Below are 18,810 nucleotides of genomic sequence, written 5' to 3'. Positions count from 1 at the left end.
TTAAACGCAGCGCAAATGCCCCGGCCGTGCCCTTCGTGGGGTGCAGCCGGGGCATTTTATTCAAACCAGTACACGGTAAAGGTGGTACCCTGGTCCACGGTGCTGCCAACTTCCAGGTGCCCGCCCCGGCTGTCAATGATGCGCTGCACGAGGTAGAGGCCCACGCCGGCCCCGGCCACGCCGGGGTGCTGCCGGTCAAAGAGCAGAAAGGAAGGCCCGGCACTCCCCACCAGCGTCATGCCCAGACCGTTGTCCTGCACCGTTAGCCGGGGCTGCCCGCTTTCCGACAAGGAGCTGCTGATGGTGATGTGAGCGGGCCGGTCGGGGTGGGCAAACTTAAGGGCATTGCTGAGCAGGTTGTGCAGCACGCTGCGCAGGTTGGCCCGGCCATACACCAGGGTCGGGGCAGCGGCCACGTCGAGGTCGATGGTGGCCTGCGCTTCTTCTACCTGAGCCCGTAGGCCGAGCAGCACTTCCTGGGCTACGCTTTGCAGGTCCAGCTCTTCGGTGGGGGCGGCCAGCTCCCGCTGGTCCTGTACGGTGGCGGCCAGCTCCTGCAGGGTGCCGTCGAGCTGGAGCAGGGCGTCGTCCACCATTTCCAGCAGGGTGGCCTGCTCGGGGTCGTGGAAGGTAGCGGAGCTACGCAGCTCCTCAAACAGTCCGCGCAGGTTAAACAAGGGCTGCTTGAGGTCGTGGGAGGCCGTGTAGACGAAGGTGTCCAGGTCGCGGTTGGTGCGGGCCAGCTCGTCGTACTGGGTCTGCAGCACTTCGCGCAGGCGGTGCTGGTCGTCCACGTCGGTACAGGCCCCAAACCAGCGCGGGCCCCGGGCATCGGCCAGCTGCCGGGCCCGGATGATGTGCCAGCGGTACTGTCCGTCGTGGCGGCGCATCCGGTACAGGCCTTCATAATCCTCGCCCGACGCTACGCACTGCACCCAGCGCCGGGCGGCCCCGGCCTGCTCGGACGGGTCCAGCAAGTTGACCCAGCCGGTGGGGCCCAGCTCCTGGGTGGAGAGGCCGGTGTACTGAGCGGTGTGCTGGTTGTAGTAGTCGATAAAGCCCTCGGCCGATGCCGTCCAGATCAGCTGGGGAATGCTGTCGGCCAGGAAGCGCAGCTCAGCCTCGCCCTGGCGGAGAGCTTCGGCCAGTTCCCGCTGGTCGTGGACCTCGGTTACGGCCCCGTGCCAGAACACGGGCTTGTCGGGGGCATGGTGCTCGGGCAGGGCCCGGCTCAGCACCCAGCGGTACTGCCCGTCGTGGCGACGCAGGCGGTACTCGAAGTTCCAGCCGATGCCGCTGCTCCGGGCCATATCCGACTGGTACAACACCCGCAGCCGGTCGTCAGGATGAATGAGCAGGGGCCAGATGGCATTTACATCGGCCGTGGGCGGCTGGCCGGTAAAATAGTACCACTGCGGGCTCACGTACTCAAACTGGCCGGCGGCGTCGATGGAAAAGGTAATCTGGGGCGCGGTTTCGGTGAGCACGCGCAGGCGGGCGTCCAGTCGGCGGGTTTCCAGAGCCAGCTCGTGGGCCCGCTGCCGGGCTTCTTCCTGTCCGGTTACGTCCACGGCAAACAGCAGCAGGCCCTGGGGCTGGCCTTCGTCGTCCTGCAGCGGCTCCAGCGCCACGTCGAGGTAGCGTCGGGACGTAGGGTCGCTGCCGGCTACGGGCAGGGCGTAGGCCTTGGCCACGTAGGGCCGGCCCGAGCTATACACCTGCTGCATCACCTCCAGCAGGTCGGCTGCTAATACGCCGAGGTGGTCGGCCAGAGGCTGCCCTTCGGGCGTGTCGCCGCCAAGCAGGCTCTGCATTGCCTCGTTCACGAAGCCAAAGCGCAGCTCGGGGCCCAGCAAGGTGGCGATACCCGCCGGCATGTGCCGCAGAATGGTTTGAAGCTGCTGTTCGCGCATGGAAAGGCAATCAGGCAGTCAGGTTGGCAGCAGCCGGCTCGTCGGCGCCAAACACGGCCTGCCGCACGAGGTCGATCAGCATAGCGTCGGCAATGCTCAGGGTGTCGGGCGTGGGCGGCAGGTGGCTGGGCATGAAAAAGCCTTCGAGCGTGGCAAAGCCCTTGGCTTCGAGCGGATGAAAGGCCATCGACCAGTCGGGGAAGCTGCGGGCGGCAATGGGCTTGTTCACCAGCTGCATCACGTTGGAGTGGCGCCCGTCCCGGGAGATCTTGTCGTACAGGGGCTCGATGACGGCTGGGTCGCCCTCGATCAGCTGGGCGATGCTGCCGTGGCTGTAAAAAAGCACGCCCGTCACTTGGTGCAGGGAATTGTCGCGGCGGCACTGGGCCAGCAGATCCTGCAGGTCGTAGTCGGAAAGCGGCCGCACGGCCCGACTCATATAAACGATGTGATTCATCTGGTAACAAGCGCCCCTGCCCGCGCGCTTTGGGTACATGCATAAAAGATCGGACAGCCTTGCAGGCGCCGTTTGCATGGGCAAGTTACGAACCGACGAGCAGTAAAGCGGTTTTCACGGTTGAGCTTGCGGGCATCAGCCCCAGCTAAAACCGCCACGAAGCTTTGGTGCTACGGGTGCGCGGCTGCGGCCGCCCGGCGCTCTATCTCCTGGACCTCGGCCATCGTGACGGGGCGGTAGGGGATGCGCAGCCGCTCGGCATTGGCTTCCACGGTGGAGTCGAAGCCGGCTTTTTTGCGGCGCTCATTCACGTGGGCGGCATCCTCGATGGGCCAGATCAGGCTAATGGTTTCGGGCTGGCCCTGGGCGTTGCGCACGTGGTAGCTGCGGCCCTGGGTGCCGTAGCGCTGGGGCTTGCCCTGCTGCATCAGGTGGCGGTCCAGCATCCGGGCGTACAGGTAGTACGGCACCTCACCCTTGGCGGCTTCCTGCTCGATCAGGCCCAGGTAGCGCGGAATACGGGTCGAGTGCTGAATTACCAGCAGCGCCACCTCGTTGGTCGGCTCGCCCACCCGGGTTTTGCCGGGGTAGCCGCCCTGGCGGATCATCTCGCCTACCCGCTTGATGTTGGCCGAGTCAATCTTCACCATCTGCTCCGCCAGATAAGGGCCTACCTGGGCGTCGGCAATACCAGCGGCCTTCTTCAGCGAGTCAAGGCCGGGGCTGTCGTCGGAGCCCATGGCCTCCATCAGCAGGATGCGGTACTTCTGGTCCTCCACGTCGATGCTGTCCAGCTCCCGCCGGAGGCGCGGGTCAAACCCGGTTTGCGGGCGGGCCTGGGTGGTGAGTGGAGTAGCCTTGTTGCAGGCCGGCAGCAAAGCGACGTTTAAGAGCAGGAAGGTAAGATAACGAAAGGCGGGCATAAGAGGCTTGAATCGTAAGGCCCAAACCTACGGATTTGCGCCTCACCCCCGCGCTGGAGAGCCGGGCGTCGGCTAAGGCCGAAACCGGAAAAAGCATTCCTGGCGGCAGAAAGAAGAAGCTAAGCCGTTTGAAGCTGTTCATTGGCCTGCCGAAGCAGGTCTGCAAACTCATTAAGTCGCTCCGTCGACAAACTGCGCATGCTGGCCTCCGGCAGCTCATCTACCTGCTTGCGAACGGCTATCAGCCACTTTTCGGCTTCCTGCAGATGGCCTTCGGCGTACGCCACGGCTGCGCGGGCAAATAGGCCTTCCTCCTTGGTAAAAGGTTTTGCCTGCTGGGCTTTGTCGAGCCAGTAGCGGGCCTGCTCGGTGTTGCGCGTGAGCAAGGCTGCCACAGAGGCAGCTTCGCACAGCACGTGCTGCTGCATGGTAACCGGGGTCAGGTGGCGGCGGTCCAGTGCCTCGTTGAGGTGCTCCCGGATAAGCTCAAGCTCATTGCGGTCGTAGTAATAGGCATAGGCGTAGTAGTGACCGTAGCAGTCCAGTTGTCCGCCGCTGGAATTGCTCAGCAAATGCTGCAGCAGGGCCGGGTCCCAGTCGCGCGGGCGGATACCGGCGTAGGAGAGGGTTTGCAGCTGCAGCATGCCAAGCGTTTGGTGCATGGCCGGGCCACCCCGTAGCAGCTCCCAAAGGTGCTTGCCGTCCAGGCTATACCCCGACTTGGATACCATCGGAATCAGGTTCAGCCCGCCCACGATCAGGGAAAGCCAGCCAAACGCGCGCAGGGCATTGACCAGCAGGTAGGCAGATAGCTGAACAGCGTATTCCGGTCCGTAATGCCCGAGCAGCTTCTGACCCAGGCAGAGGGCGGCTGCTCCGGTGAGCAAGGTAGCGGCGGGACCACCGGCAACAAACAGGCTATAGCGGCCACGCAGATTCCGCGCATCCGGCGCAAGCGCCTGCACCATCCCGCCTAATCCTTTTTCGGGCCGCTGGAAGCGGGCTTTCCAGCCACCTGCTTGCCGGGTAAGGCGAAGCCAGCCCGCCGAAAAGGTCAGGATCTGAAAGCGCGCCAGCAAGGCCCCGGCGACGTGCCCGCCTTCGTGTACCGCAACGAGAAGCTGGTAGAGCAACACAATCCCAGTGGCCCAGCCAAACAGCAGCACGATACCGGGCATTTCCAAGGAACTGGCCCGATCTTGTAAAAAGTCAAGCCCGGCTACTCCAATGACGCACAGAATAATCCCCCAGCTTGCCACCAGAACAGCAACGGCGCCGAGCTTTTTCAGCCATGACTCCCTTTGAAGCGGGCGTGGGGCATCGGGCTGGGAGAAGTCGAGCATAAGCAGACCAAGGATAGAGGCGGTAGCAATCGGGGACAATAAAAATAGGCGCTATTTCCGAGGAAACAGCGCCTATTGATTTCAGTCAGGAAGTCAGCCTACGCCCCCACCTTTTCCTCGCTCCCCAGCTCGCTTAGAATCCGCTTGGCGGCCTGTACGCTCTTCACTTCCTCGATGCTGACGATAAGCTGCTCCTTGCGCTCCTTCATGCTCGCGGTGCGGGAGTGGGTCTGCACGTAGTTGAGGATGTTGCCGAACTGCTCGCCCTGGAAGTATGCCTCGTTGTTGAGGGCCGGGATGTAGCCTTTCAGCAGGTTCTTCTTGAGCGTGAGCTTCTCGAAGCCTACCTGGCAGGCCTGCCAGCGCAGCTTCACGATGTCGGCCAGCTGCTCGACCTCGGCGGGCAGGGGGCCGAACCGGTCCACCATGCCGGCTACCAGCTTGCGCAGCTCCTCGGGACTTTTGGCCCGGTCGAGCTTGCTGTACAGCTGCAGGCGCTCCGACACGCTGCTCACGTAGGAGTCGGGAATCAAAATCTGCAGGTCGGTTTCGATGTTGCACTCCTTGGGGCCCTTATTGCCCACGGCTTCCTGCAGGCGCTGGGTGGTGTCGCCGAGGAACAGGTCCCGGAACTCGGTTTCTTTGAGCTCGGTCACGGCCTCGTCCAGGATCTGGTGGTAGGTTTCGTAGCCCAGGTCGTTGATAAAGCCGCTTTGCTCGCCGCCGAGCAGGTTGCCGGCCCCGCGGATGTCGAGGTCGCGCATGGCCACGTTGAAGCCCGCGCCCAGGTCCGAAAACTCTTCGAGCGTGCTCAGGCGCTTGCGGGCGTCGGAGGGCAGGCCGGCCACGGGCGGGGTGAGCAGGTAGCAGTACGCCTTTTTGTTGGAGCGCCCCACCCGGCCCCGCATCTGGTGCAGGTCGGAAAGGCCGTGCAGGTGGGCGCGGTTGATGATGATGGTGTTGGCGTTGGGAATGTCGAGGCCCGACTCAATCAGGTTGGTGCTTACCAGCACATCGTACTCCCCGTCCACGAACTTCATCATCCGCTTTTCAAGCTGGTCGCCCTCCATCTGCCCGTGAATGGTGGTGATGCGGGCGTCGGGTACCATGCGCAGAATCATGGCGGCCTGCTCGTCGAGGTCCTTGACGCGGTTGTGCACGAAAAAGACCTGTCCGCCCCGCTTCAGCTCCCGGGCTACCGCGTCGCGGATCAGGATTTCGTCGAACACGTGCAGCTCGGTCTGCACCGGCTGGCGGTTGGGCGGGGGCGTGGCAATCACGCTCAGGTCGCGGGCGCCCATCAGCGAGAAGTGCAGCGTGCGCGGAATCGGCGTGGCCGACAAGGTCAGCGTGTCCACGTTCACCTTCAGCTCCTTGAGCTTGTCCTTGGTTTTCACCCCGAACTTCTGCTCTTCGTCGATGATGAGCAAGCCCAGGTCCTTGAACTTGATGTCCTTGTTGGTGAGGCGGTGGGTACCGATCAGGATGTCGGTTTTGCCCTCGGCCACCCGGCCCAGGGTTTCCTTGATCTGCTTGGTGGTCTTGAAGCGGTTCACGTACTCCACCGTCACGGGCAGGTTGGCCAGCCGCTCCCGGAAGGTTTTGTAGTGCTGCATGGCCAGGATGGTGGTGGGCACCAGCACGGCGGCCTGCTTGCCGTCGGCCACGGCCTTGAACGCCGCCCGGATGGCCACTTCGGTCTTGCCGAAGCCCACGTCCCCGCACACGAGGCGGTCCATGGGGTGGGGCACCTCCATGTCGCGCTTCACGTCCTCGGTGGCCTTGGCCTGGTCGGGGGTGTCCTCGTAGATGAAGCTCGACTCCAGCTCGGCCTGCATAAACGAGTCGGGCGCGAAGGCGTGGCCGGGCGCGGTCTTGCGCTTGGCGTACAGCCGGATCAGCTCGGCGGCAATGTCCTTGACCTTTTTCTTAACCGACTTCTTCTTGTTTTCCCACTCCGGGGAGCCCAGCTTGCTCATCGTGGGCGGGGTGCCCTCGGCCCCGCTGTACTTGGCAATCTTGTGCAGGGCGTGGATGCTGACGGTCAGCACGTCGTCGTCGCGGTACACGAGGCGGATGGCTTCCTGCAAATGGCCGTTGATTTCCACCTGGGTCAGGCCGGCAAAGCGGGCAATGCCGTAGTCCTGGTGGGTCACGTAGTCGCCGGGCGACAGGGTGCGCAGCTCCTTGAGGGTGAGGGCCTTTTTCTTCGAAAACTTCTTGGTTTCCTGGGCCCGGTAAAACCGCTCGAACAGCTGGTGGTCGGTGTATACCACGAGCTTGAGCGTTTCATCCACGAACCCTTCGCGCAAAGCCAGCAGCATGTGCTGAAACTTGACGTTGTTGTCGAGCTCGTCGAAGATGGTGCGGAGCCGGTCAGCCTGCCGCACCGAGTCGGCGGCAATGATGTTGGTCAGGCCGCTGAGCTGGTTTTCCTTGAGGTTCTTGACCAGGCGGTTGAAGTCCTTGTTGAACGAGGGCTGGGGCTTGGCCGTGAAGAGGAACTCCTCGGACCCGGTCTTGAAGTGAAACCGCTTGCCGAACTCCACCACCGCGAAGTTGTCGAGTAGCTTCTTCAGCGTCTTGGCCGACTCAAACAGGTCCGCCGGCTTGCTCACGATCTGCACCCCGGCCGCCGACTCCAGCATCTCCTTGAAGTTCAGCTCGGCCCGGTCAAACGACTCGTCCACGATGTCGAGCGTCTGGCGCACGTCCTTCATCCAAAGGGCCGTGTGGCGGGGCATGAAGTCCAGGAAGGCTTCCCGGGTTTCCTGCAACAGCTTGGTTTGCACGTTCGGGATAATGCTGACCAGGCTGCGGGCCTCCACCGACAGCTGGGTTTCAGGGTTGAACGTGCGGATGCTTTCCACCTCGTCGCCGAACAATTCGATGCGGTAGGGCAGCTCGTTGGCGTAGGAAAAGATGTCGACGATGCCGCCGCGCACGGCAAACTGCCCGGCCTCGTACACGAAGTCGGTCCGCTCAAAGTCGTACTCAGCCAGCATGTCGCTGATAAAGTTGACGTCGAGCTTCTCGCCCACCTTTACCAGAAAGGTGTTGGCGACGAGGCTTTTGCGGTTGATAACCTTCTCGAACAGCGCCTCGGGGTAGGTCACGATCAGCTCCCCGCGGGTCGTCGGCTTGGTTTCGGCTGCCGTGCGGCTGCTGCTGAGGCGGTTGAGCACCTCGGCCCGCATCAGCACATTGGCGTTTTCGGTTTCGTCGAAGTGGTAGGGGCGCTTGTAAGAGCTCGGGAATACCAGCGGCTCGGTGTCGGGCAACAGGTGCTGCAGGTCGGCCAGGAAGTAGCCCGCCTCGTCGCGGTCGTGCAGCACGAACAGGTGGTGCTGGTCCGGAAACAGGGTGTGCACGGCGGCGGCCAGCACCGCGTCCTGGCTGCCCACGAGGCCGCGCAGGTGCAGGCGGGGCAGGGTCTCGGCCGGGGCCCCCGCGCGCAAGGAGCGGGCCGTGGCCGGGTTCAGCCGGGCACCCACCGTCAGCACGGTGGGGTCGAGGCGGTAGAGCTGGAGAAAATCGGTGACCTTCAACGGGGTTCGGAAAGCTAAAAGAGGAGAGGGGCAAAGGTAGGCGGCGCCGGCGTTGCCCCCGAAAGGAAGAATACAGAGCCCACGGCGGGAAGGTTTCTGGCAACCCGGGCAGGCTCGACTATATCCGGAAGTTTTTTACTTTTGTGTAGTTAAACTGGAAAAACGCTTCCCTATGGATCCGACCCGTAATCCTGCTCTTGACCACGACTTTAACTTTGAAGCCTGGGACAACTGGCAGCGCATGACCATGGCGTATCAGAAAGTCAGCCCGAAGCGCGTAGTACCCGCCTTGGCGCTGCGGGTTGCCGCCAAGCGCCACGACGGGTACCGGCAGCCCAACGGCGAGGAGCTGTGGCTGCAGCTGCCTGAGCCGTCGGGCGAAGCCGGACTGTAGCCGCCCCACGCCCCGCTCGTATCTTCGCGGAGGCCAGCGCGCCGGTTTCCTGCGGAAGCCGGGTGTTCGTCCCGGCCTTTCTGCTCAACTTTTCGTTTTCGTGCGCGGCTCTTCTCACCTGGCCATCGGCCTTATTACCGGCGTGGCCATTGGCGGGCTCGTGCCCGGCGTGCCCTTCTCTGCCCCCGGCATTGCCCTGGCCGGCTTCTCGGCCCTGGCTGCCGACCTCGACCATCCCGAGTCGCGCCTCAGCAAGCGCCTGGGCTTCTCCCAGGGCTACGTCCGCTGGGCCTTTGCCGCGGCCGGGGCGGGCGTGGCGGCGTACACCCACTTCCTGCTGCCCCCCGGCCCCGACCGGAACATGGGCTTCACGGCGGCGCTGGCCTTCGGGCTGCTGGGCGTGGCATTGCAGGGCGGCTCGGCCCGCAAGCTGGCACTGCTGTTCACCGGCGGCTGCACGGTGGTAGCGGGCCTGTACTTCGGATTTCTGTGGGTAAGCTTGCTGGGTACCTTCGTGGCGCTGGCTCCCTTCACCACCCACCGGTCCTGGACCCACACCATCTGGGCTACGGCCCTGTGGACCTACATCGGGTTTCTGGCCAATAAGTCGCTGGGCTGGCATGGGGTGGCCCACTACGCCGGGGCCGGCTACGTCTCCCACCTACTGGCCGATACGCTCACCAAATCGGGAGTGCGCTGGTTTCTGCCATTGTCGGACTATGCCTTTAAGGTGCCTCTGATTTCGACCGGCTCCAGGATGGGCAACCTGCTGGAAGTAGTCGTCTGCATTGGCTACGGACTGCTGGTGCTGGGGCTGGTGGTGGGGCGCATGCAGTTCTGACCTGCTGGCCGCACCGGAATGGAGGCTGCCTGCTAACAGGTTGCAAAGATCAGGTCAGCGCTGGGGTGAAGCCTCGCCGGAGAGGGTCGAGTGCATAGGGGGCGGTTGTTCAGTTAGCGGCAGTCTCCCTGCCAATTAGTGCTACTTTAATCTTTCAGAAATATAATTATACTGGATTATGGCACTACGCCCGTGGATTAACGGGAGGATCACCGTAGTTGGATAAAAAGATGAAGCCCTAAAATTTGCTTGGGCCGCGCCCAGGGTTTAGCTTCGCAGCCCAGCCGGGTAAAATGAAGTTGGTTAGCCTGCTACCACGCTTTATTGATAATATATTTTATGATATATTATTTTTGTATATTGTATCATTAAACGGAAGTTGGTAGTCTTGCCCGGTGAAGCACAATACCGGGACAGCAGGCGGCTGCTGGGTTAGGTGGCTATGGTTAATCACATATTAATGCAACTGGATAGAATGGAAACTTGCTTTATTTTATTAGGTTTCGGCTAGCCTTTACCGTCGAGTTTCAGCTACGACCGCTGCCACTATCACCGGAGTTTGCTTGCTCCCTCCTCGTCCTGCGGCCTCGCCCGGACAGGCAAAATCGTTTTCTCAACCCGCTCTTCCCATCCTCACCTCACCTTTTGCGCACAAACGCCCTTTTTGTATGAACCAGATGAATAGCCCTCTGATAAGGATAGGCGTCTTTTACGACGGCAATTATTTCCTTAAGATCAGTGATTACTACTACTTCCAGCACGAACGCAAAGCCCGGATCAGCCTCGAAGGTCTCCACGAGTTTATCCGCCACCAGGTAGCCGAAGAGGAGGATGTAGACGTTCGTCTGAGCCAGGTTACCGACGCGCACTTTTTCCGGGGCCGCCTCAGCGCCACCGAAGCCCGCGACAAAGACCGCCTGTTCCACGACCGTCTGCTCGACGACGTGCTCATGAACATGGGTATCAGCACCCACTACATGCCCCTGAAAACCCGCGACGGCCGCCTGCAGGAAAAGGGCATCGACGTGTGGCTCGCTCTGGAAGCGTTGGAGCTGGCTTTGCACAAGAGCTTCGACGTGATTGTGCTGATTGCCGGCGACTCCGACTTTGTGCCCCTGATCAAAAAGCTCAACACCATCGGTACCCGGGTGATGCTGCTGAACTGGGACTTCAAGTACGTCGACTTTAAAGGCGAGAACCGCGTGACCCGCGCCTCCCAGCTGCTGCTCGACCACGCTACCTACCCGGTAGCCATGCACGACGTAATTGACCGCGGCCTGGCCGATGCCGATGAAGTGGTGGAAAACCTGTTCGTCAACCAGCCGGAGCCCGCCGCTTTCCCCAGCGTGAAGCCCGTGCGCCCCACCGGCCCCACGGCCGCCGGCCCGGTCGGCACCATCGGCATGAGCACCATCAAGAACCTGAAGAACGGCTTCGGCTTCGTGGTAATGCCGCCCAACAACCTGTTTTTCAGCTACGCCGACATGGCCGAGGGCGACTTCAACGACCTGCGCGAGGGCGACTGGGTGGAGTTTACTGTAGGCCGCAACCACCGCGACGAGGACTGTGCCCGTCAGGTGCGCAAGGTGCAGCCGCCCCAGATCGACAACGAGGGCGACGACTACGAAGACGAAACCCACGAGCACGCCTCGGCCAGCTCCTCGGACGTACTTTAATTCGCCGCCGGGCCGCGGGCCTGGGCTTCGTTATTAACGCCGGATGATTCTGCCCCCAGGCAGAGCATCCGGCGTTGGTGTTTTTATCGGGTTCCAGCGCCACGAAGCGCTTAGCCTTCCGTCGGGGCTTCGGAGTCGGGGAAGAGCAGGCGGTGGAAGTCGCGCTTGTCGGCCGGGTAGCGGTTGAAGGTGCCCATGCCCCGGGCCACGACCAGCTCCCGCTCCGGGCAGCGAACCTCGGCACTGGCTACAATCAGCGTTTTACCGGAATGCTCCACTTTGCCATACGCCACGAGGCGGTCGTGCAGGCGAACCGGGTGCAGGTAGTTGATTTTAAACTCGACGGTGGAAACCAGCTCCCCGGCTTTAAACGCCAGGGACAGGGCCGCCGCGCCGAGGGCCGAGTCCATCAGGCCGGCTAGCACGCCTCCGTGGCAGGTGCCGGGCGAGGAAAGGTGGTCTTCGCGCACCGTCATGGTGTAGGTGACTTCACCGGGCGTCGTCAGCGTGAGCTGCATGCCGTTGGTGCGGCCGTAGTGGTTGATCTGGTTGTAAATGGCCACGAGGGTAGCCACGTCGGGAAACTGCTCCATACGGTGCAAGCTGGGAAGGTGAGGGCGAAGGTGCGCAGCGCAAACCTACCACTTGCCCGGGAAACTGCTATTTTACGGGAATCTGCCACCTTCCTCTGTCTCTACGCCATGGCTTCTTCCGAATCACTCAGCTTTCAGGAATTCTACCCGCGCTACCTGCACGACCACCGGCAGCGCGGCACCCGCATCCTGCACTTCATCGGCACCTCCCTGTTTTTGCTGGCTTTGGTGCTGACGCTGGTGCTGCGGCAGCCCTGGCTGATCCTGGCCGGGGTCATGGCCGCGTACGGGTTTGCCTGGGTCGGGCATTTTTTCGTTGAGCACAACCGCCCGGCCACCTTTCAGCACCCCTGGCTGTCGTTGCGCGGCGACTTTAAGCTGTACTTCGACCTGTGGCGCGGACGGGAGCGGTTCGGGCCGGTCAACTCATAAGGCTTTGCGCATCAGAAAGTGCGGAATGGTGCCGAACAGGGTGTGCGACGGCTCTACCACGGAGTAGCCCAGGCGTTCGTAAAAGCCCACCGCCGACTCGCGGGAGTGCAGCACGCACGTATGCAGCCCCTGCTGCCGGGCCTGGTTTTCGAGGTAGTGCAGCAGCTGCTGGCCCACGCCCCGGCCCTGCCAGTCAGGGTGAACGGCCATGTAGCGTACCTGGGCCTCGCCCGGGCCGGAGGCGTGCAGGCGGGCCACGCCCACCACGGCGCCGTCGTCGGCTGTGTACATGGCCTGCACCGTTTCGGGCAGCTCATCGTCGGGGGCGCGCTCCGAGCCGGGGGGCTGGCCCCAGGGCTGGCGCAGCACGGCGTAGCGCAGCTGATAGCAGGCGTCAAGCTCGGCAGCGGAGCGGGGAGAGGTAACGGGCATCGGCGTGAAACGTCTGGTGGTGCAAGGTAAGGGAACGGTGAATTCGGACAACCCTGGCCGGGCGGACTGCCGTAGCAGGGAGGCGTAGCTTCAAACCAGGGTGTTTACCGGTACGGGCAAACGGCTACCTTTGGCCCCGCCCGGCGCCGGGCTGCCCTTACGCCTCCACTTTCCCACTTTCTCTCCCATGGCATCCTTCGACATCGTAAGCAAAGTAGATCCGCAGACGCTGGAAAACGCGGTGAATACGGCCAAAAAAGAGCTGCAGACCCGGTACGACCTGCGCGACACCAAAGGTGGTATCGAGCTCGACAAAAAGGCCAACACCATTCAGCTCAGCTCGGAAAACTCCATGCGCCTCACTGCCCTGGAAGACATTCTGCTGGGCCGCGTCGTAAAGCAGGGCCTCGACGGCACCTGCCTCGACTTCTCGGCCGACGAGCAGGCGGCCGGGGCCCTGGTGAAAAAGACAGTGAAGGTGCGGGCCGGCATCGACAAGGATACCAGCCGCAAGATTCAGAAGCTCATCAAGGACAGCAAGGTGAAGGTGGAAGCCCAGATTCAGGACGAGCAGGTGCGGGTCACGGCCAAGAAGATTGACGACCTGCAGCAGGTTATTGCCCTGCTGCGCAAAGCGGATATCGGCCAGCCCCTGCAGTTCGTGAACATGAAGTCCTGATAAACCACCGGGCCAGCGCCGGGGCAGCCAGCTTGGTTGGCTGCCGGCTCCGGTTCACGTTCAGCGCCCCGCAGGTCGCCCGGCAATCGATTTAAAACGCATTAGCTTACAAAAGAAAGAATGTTCGACTTCTCGGTTTTCTCCGACCCCAATACCTGGGTAAGCCTCCTGACCCTCACGTTCATGGAAATCGTGCTGGGTATCGATAATATCATCTTCATTTCGATTGTGGTAAACCGCCTGCCGCCCGAGCAGCAGGCCCGGGGCCGCACCATCGGCCTGATCCTGGCCCTGCTGTTCCGCGTGGCGCTGCTGCTGAGTATTTCCTGGCTGGTGGGCCTCAAGGCCCCGCTGTTCCACCTCGACGTGCCGTGGGCCGACCACGACTTCGGGGTGACCGGGCGCGACATTATCCTGTTGTTCGGTGGCCTGTTCCTGATCGGTAAAAGCACCACCGAGATTCACACCAAGCTCCAGGGCGAAGGCGAAGAAGAGGGTGGTGCACCCGTGTATGGTACTATGTCGCGCATTATCCTGCAGATTATCATCATCGACATTGTCTTCAGCTTCGACTCTATCCTGACGGCCGTGGGACTGGTTGACAATGTGCTTATCATGATTCTGGCCGTGGTACTGGCCATGGCCGTGATGCTGGCTTTCTCGGGCCTGGTCAGCACGTTTGTAAACCGCAACCCCACTATCAAGATGCTGGCGCTGTCGTTTCTGATTATGATCGGGGTCATGCTGGTGATGGAGGCCTTCCACAAGGAAATCGAGAAGGGCTACATCTATTTCGCCATGTTCTTTTCCCTGCTGGTGGAGCTGCTCAATATGCGCCTGCGCAAGAAGGCCGAGCCCGTTCAGCTCCGCGACTCCCGCTTCGACTAAGCAGGGCCGTCGTGCAGAAAGCCCCTGCCTTTCCGCTCAGCGGGAAAGCAGGGGCTTTCTTTTAAGCTTTTCCGCAATCAGCCGGTCAGCGAAAATGCTACAATTACAAGCAGAATGATGGTAACGAAAGCCAGGTTGAAGACGTGCTCCTTGGGCAGGGTAGGCCGGATAGTGACGAGCGAGCTGGCACCCAGCAGCAGGGGCAGCAGCCAGAGCGAGTCGTAGATGTTTGGATACGCAACCCTCTGCCCGGCCCCCCGCCCCGACAAAACCACAATCTGCCGGACCTGCCGCAACAGGGCGCTCCGCCGGATGCGCAGCCGGTCATACTGCTCCAGCACGGTTATATTGGATACCCTGAACTTCGCGTTAGGCGTGTGAACGGTGAAATAACGCTCCGACCGTCGGCCGTGGGGCCGGGAGTATTCCAGCGCTAAGATGGGCTCATCCGGAAAGGTCCGGGTCCAGAACCCGTCGATGGTGAGTAGCAGAACCACTGCAAGTCCCAGCCAGCCTACAGCGCGGCCGTAGGGCCGCAGACGGCGGTAGTGCTCGGCATACGGCTCGGGCTTCGGTCCTGCCCGGCGGGGCGGGGGCGGGTAAGCTGCCGGCGGAGGAACATCGGGTGGGGGAGGAGCAGCTACGGGCCGGGGCCGCCGGCTGGCCGCCAGGCGGGCGTCGTAGTGAAACCGGCGGCTGCTGTTGCTGAGCGTGTCGTAGGCCTCGTTCACCTCCAGGTAGCGGGCGTGCGCGGCCGGATCGGGGGTGCGGTCGGGGTGGGTAAGCAAAACCAGGCGCCGGTACGCCTGGCGAATAACGGCGGCGTTGGCTTGCTCCGGTATGCCCAGAATCTGGTAATAGTTTTTCATGCAGCAGGCGGCGGGCAGGGGCAGAGCAGGCAATTGCGCCCCTCAGAATAGCAGGGCATCAGGAGAATAGCAAGCGGAAAGAATAAACGGAAGTTTCGACCGGTCAGCCATATCGGGTATCAGCAGTCGGCTCCGGCGCAAAACGACCGGCCGCCGATGGGTAGTTCCGGCCCCGGCTGCGCCCGGCGGCAGCTTCCTGGGCGGGCTGGAGTAGTAAACCAAGGACAAGAAAAAACCCGCCCGGCGCAGGGCCGGACGGGTTTTTAACGGGAAGCGGCGCAGCTTAATGCTGAACTACCACTTTCTTGGTGACGGTACCTTCCGAAGTGCTTACGCGCACCAGGTAGATACCAGCCGACAGCTCAGCCGTGTTCAGGCTCACACCATCCTGCTGCATGCGGGCAACCGGGATAGAGGTGGTCATCATGGTCTTGCCGAGTACATTCAGAACCGTAACCTGCACCGGGGTGCTGCTGTTCAGCTGGGTACGAACCGTCAGCTGGCTGTTAGCCGGGTTGGGATATACCTCCAGCGCAGTTTCGGGCAGAGCGTTCTTGGTGCTCAGGGTCGGCATGGAGAAGCCGACGGTGTTATCGGTTACGCTGGTCGACGAACCCTGTACGGCGTTGGAACCCATGCCCCGGCGGGCGAATACCTGCCAGATCAGGGCCTGGTTGGCGCCGCCGTTTGCCTGGCGGTCAGCCAGCAGGATAGCGTCGCGACCATCGAGGAAGCCCGGGGTGCAGGGCTGCAGCTTGCAGCCGTCGAGTACCAGGCGCAGAGCAATGTTGTTGCCACCCGTGGTGCCGCTCAGGTCCGGGTTGTAGCCGTACTGCTGAATCAGGGCCCAGTTCAGGTCCCACAGCACTGCGGCCCATACTTCCCCAACGTCGTGGGTCTGCGTGTAGGGAGCACCGATCAGGGCGTAGGTCGAGGGGTTAATCGTCATGTCCGTGCTGTAAGGATAGCGACGGATGCCAAGGCCGGTGATCGGCTCGCCCGTGGCGTAGGTTCCGATACCGCGGGGCGTAGTTCCAACGTCACCAGGCTTGGTCGTCATCCACAGACCGAAGAAGTCGCTCCAGCCCTCGCCCATCGTTTCGTAGCCCGTGTTGTTGGGCAGGCAGCTTGAGTTGCCAGGGCCACCGGTCAGGCGGTTCGAGATGCCGTGGCCGTACTCGTGAGCAATAATGCCGTTGTCGAAGTCACCATCGCGGCCGGGAGCACCATCGGCGCTAGCCGTTACCGTACCGCCAGCGGTCAGAATAGCTTTCAACTGGTCGCCGAGGGCTTTCGTGATGAACAGGGAGGGAATCCGGATTCCGATGGAATCAGGAGCCGAGCCCGTCATGCCGTTCGGCGTCGCCGTTACCAGGCTGTCCATGATGATAGCCATCGTGGCGCCGGCATCCTGAGCCAATTTAACCTTAAGAGCGAACGTGCACTTGCCGCGCTCAATCAGCGCGATTTTGCCGTTCAGGGCAGCAGCGTTGAGCAGGGGACCGTCGCAGCCGCGGGTGGGCTTGGTCGAGCGGTCGGCAACCAGTACAAGGTTATTCAGCTGACCGGCAAGTACCGACAGCGGGTTGCCAAAGTCAGCCTGACCAACGGGGTAGGTGCCGGCTACGGAAGCCGGAGCCGTGATGGTGAGGCTACCGCTGCCGGCCGGAGCCGACCACAGGTACATCTGCATGCGGGGGCGGCTGCCGTCAACGGGAGTTGAGAAGTTGGCGTTGTTGGTACCGCCACCATCCTGGGCTTCTGCGTTCACGGCATCGTTGCCGAGGCCGCGGCCCGAGTAGTTCGTGATCTGGAAGCTACCAGCCGACTCCGTGAAGCCGTGGCGGGCCATCACGTCGTGCATCTGGTTGTTCCAGTAGAACAGGTTGGTAACGGCTGAAGAGAGGTTGTTGGCAGGCCGAACCGCGGGGTTGAAGTTGAAGTCGAACTCCAGGTTAGCGCCGCCGTCGGGGCTTTGACCGCGGTTGGCCAGGAACAGGTTACGTCCCAGACGGTCGTCGTAGGCGTTTACGTTGTTACCGCGGGTGTAAGTAAACTCCGGACCGGCTACACCGTTGTCGTCGTGCCAGCCGAAGGGCGAGGCAACTACGTCGGCGGGGTTGGCCACTACCCGGCGTACGCCGTGGCTGGGGCTTTCAATGGTGAGGGGAACTACATTGTAGCTGTTGGGCACTGATACGCCGCTGCCGCGGGATGCCGTAGTGGTAACGGGCTCCGGCCACGAAGGCGTAGCGAGGGCACGCCGGGTCAGTGCCGAAAACGACAGGGCATCGTTTACGGTGTAATCATACTTGTCGAGCAGCTTGCCGGACTGCGCGTCAACGCGGGCATTCCAGTAGTTTTTGGCGTCCTGGGGATAGAGCGTTACGTCCCAGGCCAGCACGAGCGAACCGTCGGCGGTGCGCTGGTACATCAGCTTTACCGGAATTTTCTCCAGCGAGATGCCACCATCGTTGTAAACCAGACCCTCGGCCGGGGTGCCTTCCTTTTCCACGCGCAGTCCCTGGGGAGCGGGCATGTTCAGGCTGCGGGCGGCGGCGGCAATGCCCTGCTCGGGCGAGAGGCTCGGGGAAGTGCCCCGAACGGCAGCAGCCAGGTTGGGCAGGAAGCTGCTGTGCATCGAAATCACCTGGCCGGCCCGGTTCACGTGCAGATCGGCTACGGCGCCGTACACTTCAATACCCTGGTAGCGCTGACGCAGGTAAATGTGTGTCAGGCCGTTGTGGTCATCGGTGTACTGGCTGGTAACGGCGGGGCTGGCTACATCGTTGGCGCTCAGACCCAGACGGGTCCGCTGTTCGCCAAGGTAGCTCAACGCGCTGCTCAGGGGAGCAGTTTGGGCAGAGGCCAGACCCGGAATAGCTAGCATAGCAGCTACGGCCAGAGCACGGCACCCTGATGCGGTAAAGGGTGATTTCATAGAATAAAATTGGAAGTGGAAAAAAGAAGAATCAGGGGAAGGTCAGAAGGGGTTAAGCGTCTGGCCGTTCCAAATTTACACAGGTTTCGGGGATATTGCAATGACCCGGGCCGGGGAAGAAGAGTTGCGTCGGGGTACCGTAAAAATAGTGATTATCCGATGTTATTTCACCGGGTTAACCGGTTGACGCATATTTATTTTGGTGAGGAAGTCCCACAGGACTACTCCTGCGGCCACCGACACGTTCAGGGAATGTTTGGTTCCAAACTGCGGAATTTCAACGGCCGCATCGCACAAGGCCAGCACCTCGTCGTCCACGCCGAATACCTCGTTGCCCAGCACCAGCGCATAGCCCCGGCCGGCCTCGGGCCGGAAGCTTGGCAGGGGTTGGCTGCCGGTGGTTTGCTCCACGGCAATGATGGCGTAGCCGGCGGCCCTAAGCTGCCCGATGGCTTCTACGGTGGAGGCCGCGTACTCCCAGGCTACCGACTCGGTGCTGCCCAGGGCCGTTTTGGTGATTTCGCGCTGGGGAGGGCGGCCGGTAATGCCGCACAGCCAGATTTTCTCGATGGCAAAGGCATCGGCCGTACGAAACGCCGACCCTACATTATGCAGGCTGCGGACGTTGTCGAGCACAAGGGTAAGGGGGAATTTTTGCGTATTTTTGAAGTCTGGCACCGAGAGCCGGTTCAGCTCTTCCATCGAGAGTTTGCGCATTCCCAAAGGTAGGAACTGGCGGCCGCGCAACCCGTGTCTTGCAGGTCGCCAGCTTCTCTGATTTCGACCCGGCGCCTACCGGCGCGCTATTTCCTCTGTTTTGTCTACTGCTGCTCCCAAGTCCAAGTTTGCCATTAAATCGGTCGGTCCGGACCATACTACGC

16 protein-coding genes are annotated in these 18,810 nt (G+C 62.0%); 6 read left to right on the top strand and 10 right to left on the bottom strand.

The window, feature by feature from the left end; genetic code table 11:
- Positions 1-56: 56 nt before the first annotated feature.
- The 5 genes from LJY25_RS12480 to mfd form a co-directional block, all read right to left on the bottom strand.
- Complete coding sequence (locus LJY25_RS12480; protein ID WP_227608679.1) at positions 57-1,913, bottom strand: PAS domain-containing sensor histidine kinase; 1,857 nt, start codon at positions 1,911-1,913, stop codon at positions 57-59.
- Between the two features lie 10 nt (positions 1,914-1,923).
- Positions 1,924-2,370: a BLUF domain-containing protein gene (locus LJY25_RS12475; protein ID WP_227608678.1), complete on the bottom strand. Its 447-nt coding sequence runs from the start codon at positions 2,368-2,370 to the stop codon at positions 1,924-1,926.
- Between the two features lie 170 nt (positions 2,371-2,540).
- The gene (locus tag LJY25_RS12470) at positions 2,541-3,293 is read right to left on the bottom strand and encodes a DUF6624 domain-containing protein (protein WP_227608677.1); all 753 of its coding nucleotides are present in this window, start codon (positions 3,291-3,293) and stop codon (positions 2,541-2,543) included.
- 119 nt (positions 3,294-3,412) lie between these two features.
- Positions 3,413-4,471 carry a hypothetical protein gene (locus LJY25_RS12465; protein ID WP_227608676.1) on the bottom strand — a complete coding sequence of 353 codons (1,059 nt, stop codon included), beginning with the start codon at positions 4,469-4,471 and terminating at the stop codon, positions 3,413-3,415.
- Between the two features lie 263 nt (positions 4,472-4,734).
- The gene (mfd, locus tag LJY25_RS12460; protein WP_227608675.1) at positions 4,735-8,184 is read right to left on the bottom strand and encodes a transcription-repair coupling factor; all 3,450 of its coding nucleotides are present in this window, start codon (positions 8,182-8,184) and stop codon (positions 4,735-4,737) included.
- Between the two features lie 172 nt (positions 8,185-8,356).
- On the opposite strand from mfd, the gene LJY25_RS12455 reads away from it, so the two are divergent.
- The 3 genes from LJY25_RS12455 (at position 8,357) to LJY25_RS12445 (ending at position 11,095) form a co-directional block, all read left to right on the top strand.
- Positions 8,357-8,578 (top strand): hypothetical protein, encoded by a 222-nt coding sequence (locus LJY25_RS12455; RefSeq protein ID WP_227608674.1) that lies wholly within the window; start codon positions 8,357-8,359, stop codon positions 8,576-8,578.
- Between the two features lie 100 nt (positions 8,579-8,678).
- Complete coding sequence (locus LJY25_RS12450) at positions 8,679-9,419, top strand: metal-dependent hydrolase (RefSeq protein WP_227608673.1); 741 nt, start codon at positions 8,679-8,681, stop codon at positions 9,417-9,419.
- A 677-nt stretch (positions 9,420-10,096) separates the two neighbouring features.
- Positions 10,097-11,095, top strand: coding sequence for an NYN domain-containing protein (locus LJY25_RS12445; protein WP_317206597.1), 999 nt, complete (start codon positions 10,097-10,099; stop codon positions 11,093-11,095).
- Between the two features lie 110 nt (positions 11,096-11,205).
- Here the strand turns inward: LJY25_RS12445 and LJY25_RS12440 are convergent, their stop codons facing one another.
- Positions 11,206-11,688, bottom strand: a complete 483-nt coding sequence (locus LJY25_RS12440; RefSeq protein ID WP_227608671.1) for a PaaI family thioesterase — start codon at positions 11,686-11,688, stop codon at positions 11,206-11,208.
- Between the two features lie 108 nt (positions 11,689-11,796).
- On the opposite strand from LJY25_RS12440, the gene LJY25_RS12435 reads away from it, so the two are divergent.
- Positions 11,797-12,120 carry a DUF962 domain-containing protein gene (locus LJY25_RS12435; RefSeq protein WP_227608670.1) on the top strand — a complete coding sequence of 108 codons (324 nt, stop codon included), beginning with the start codon at positions 11,797-11,799 and terminating at the stop codon, positions 12,118-12,120.
- Here the strand turns inward: LJY25_RS12435 and LJY25_RS12430 are convergent.
- On the bottom strand, positions 12,115-12,552 hold the full coding sequence (locus LJY25_RS12430) for a GNAT family N-acetyltransferase (protein ID WP_227608669.1): 438 nt from the start codon (positions 12,550-12,552) through the stop codon (positions 12,115-12,117). The genes LJY25_RS12435 and LJY25_RS12430 overlap by 6 nt on opposite strands.
- Before the next feature lie 187 nt (positions 12,553-12,739).
- Between LJY25_RS12430 and LJY25_RS12425 the strand changes: the two genes are divergently transcribed.
- Both LJY25_RS12425 and LJY25_RS12420 read left to right on the top strand, forming a co-directional pair.
- Positions 12,740-13,231 (top strand): YajQ family cyclic di-GMP-binding protein, encoded by a 492-nt coding sequence (locus LJY25_RS12425; protein WP_227608668.1) that lies wholly within the window; start codon positions 12,740-12,742, stop codon positions 13,229-13,231.
- Between the two features lie 120 nt (positions 13,232-13,351).
- A complete protein-coding gene (locus LJY25_RS12420; RefSeq protein WP_227608667.1) occupies positions 13,352-14,119 on the top strand; it encodes a TerC family protein in 768 nt (255 codons plus the stop codon).
- Between the two features lie 77 nt (positions 14,120-14,196).
- Here the strand turns inward: LJY25_RS12420 and LJY25_RS12415 are convergent, their stop codons facing one another.
- The 3 genes from LJY25_RS12415 to LJY25_RS12405 all read right to left on the bottom strand — a co-directional run bounded on the left by LJY25_RS12415 (position 14,197) and on the right by LJY25_RS12405 (position 18,646).
- Complete coding sequence (locus LJY25_RS12415; RefSeq protein ID WP_227608666.1) at positions 14,197-14,988, bottom strand: J domain-containing protein; 792 nt, start codon at positions 14,986-14,988, stop codon at positions 14,197-14,199.
- A 283-nt stretch (positions 14,989-15,271) separates the two neighbouring features.
- Complete coding sequence (locus LJY25_RS12410; RefSeq protein ID WP_227608665.1) at positions 15,272-17,878, bottom strand: T9SS-dependent M36 family metallopeptidase; 2,607 nt, start codon at positions 17,876-17,878, stop codon at positions 15,272-15,274.
- Between the two features lie 213 nt (positions 17,879-18,091).
- The gene (locus tag LJY25_RS12405) at positions 18,092-18,646 is read right to left on the bottom strand and encodes an RNA methyltransferase (RefSeq protein ID WP_227608664.1); all 555 of its coding nucleotides are present in this window, start codon (positions 18,644-18,646) and stop codon (positions 18,092-18,094) included.
- Positions 18,647-18,810 lie beyond the last annotated feature (164 nt).

Source organism: Hymenobacter translucens, from assembly GCF_020685205.1.
Classification (GTDB): Bacteria; Bacteroidota; Bacteroidia; order Cytophagales; family Hymenobacteraceae; genus Hymenobacter; species Hymenobacter translucens.
Note: the sequence above shows the minus strand (reverse complement) of the source record. Positions and strands in the feature narration are given on the sequence as shown.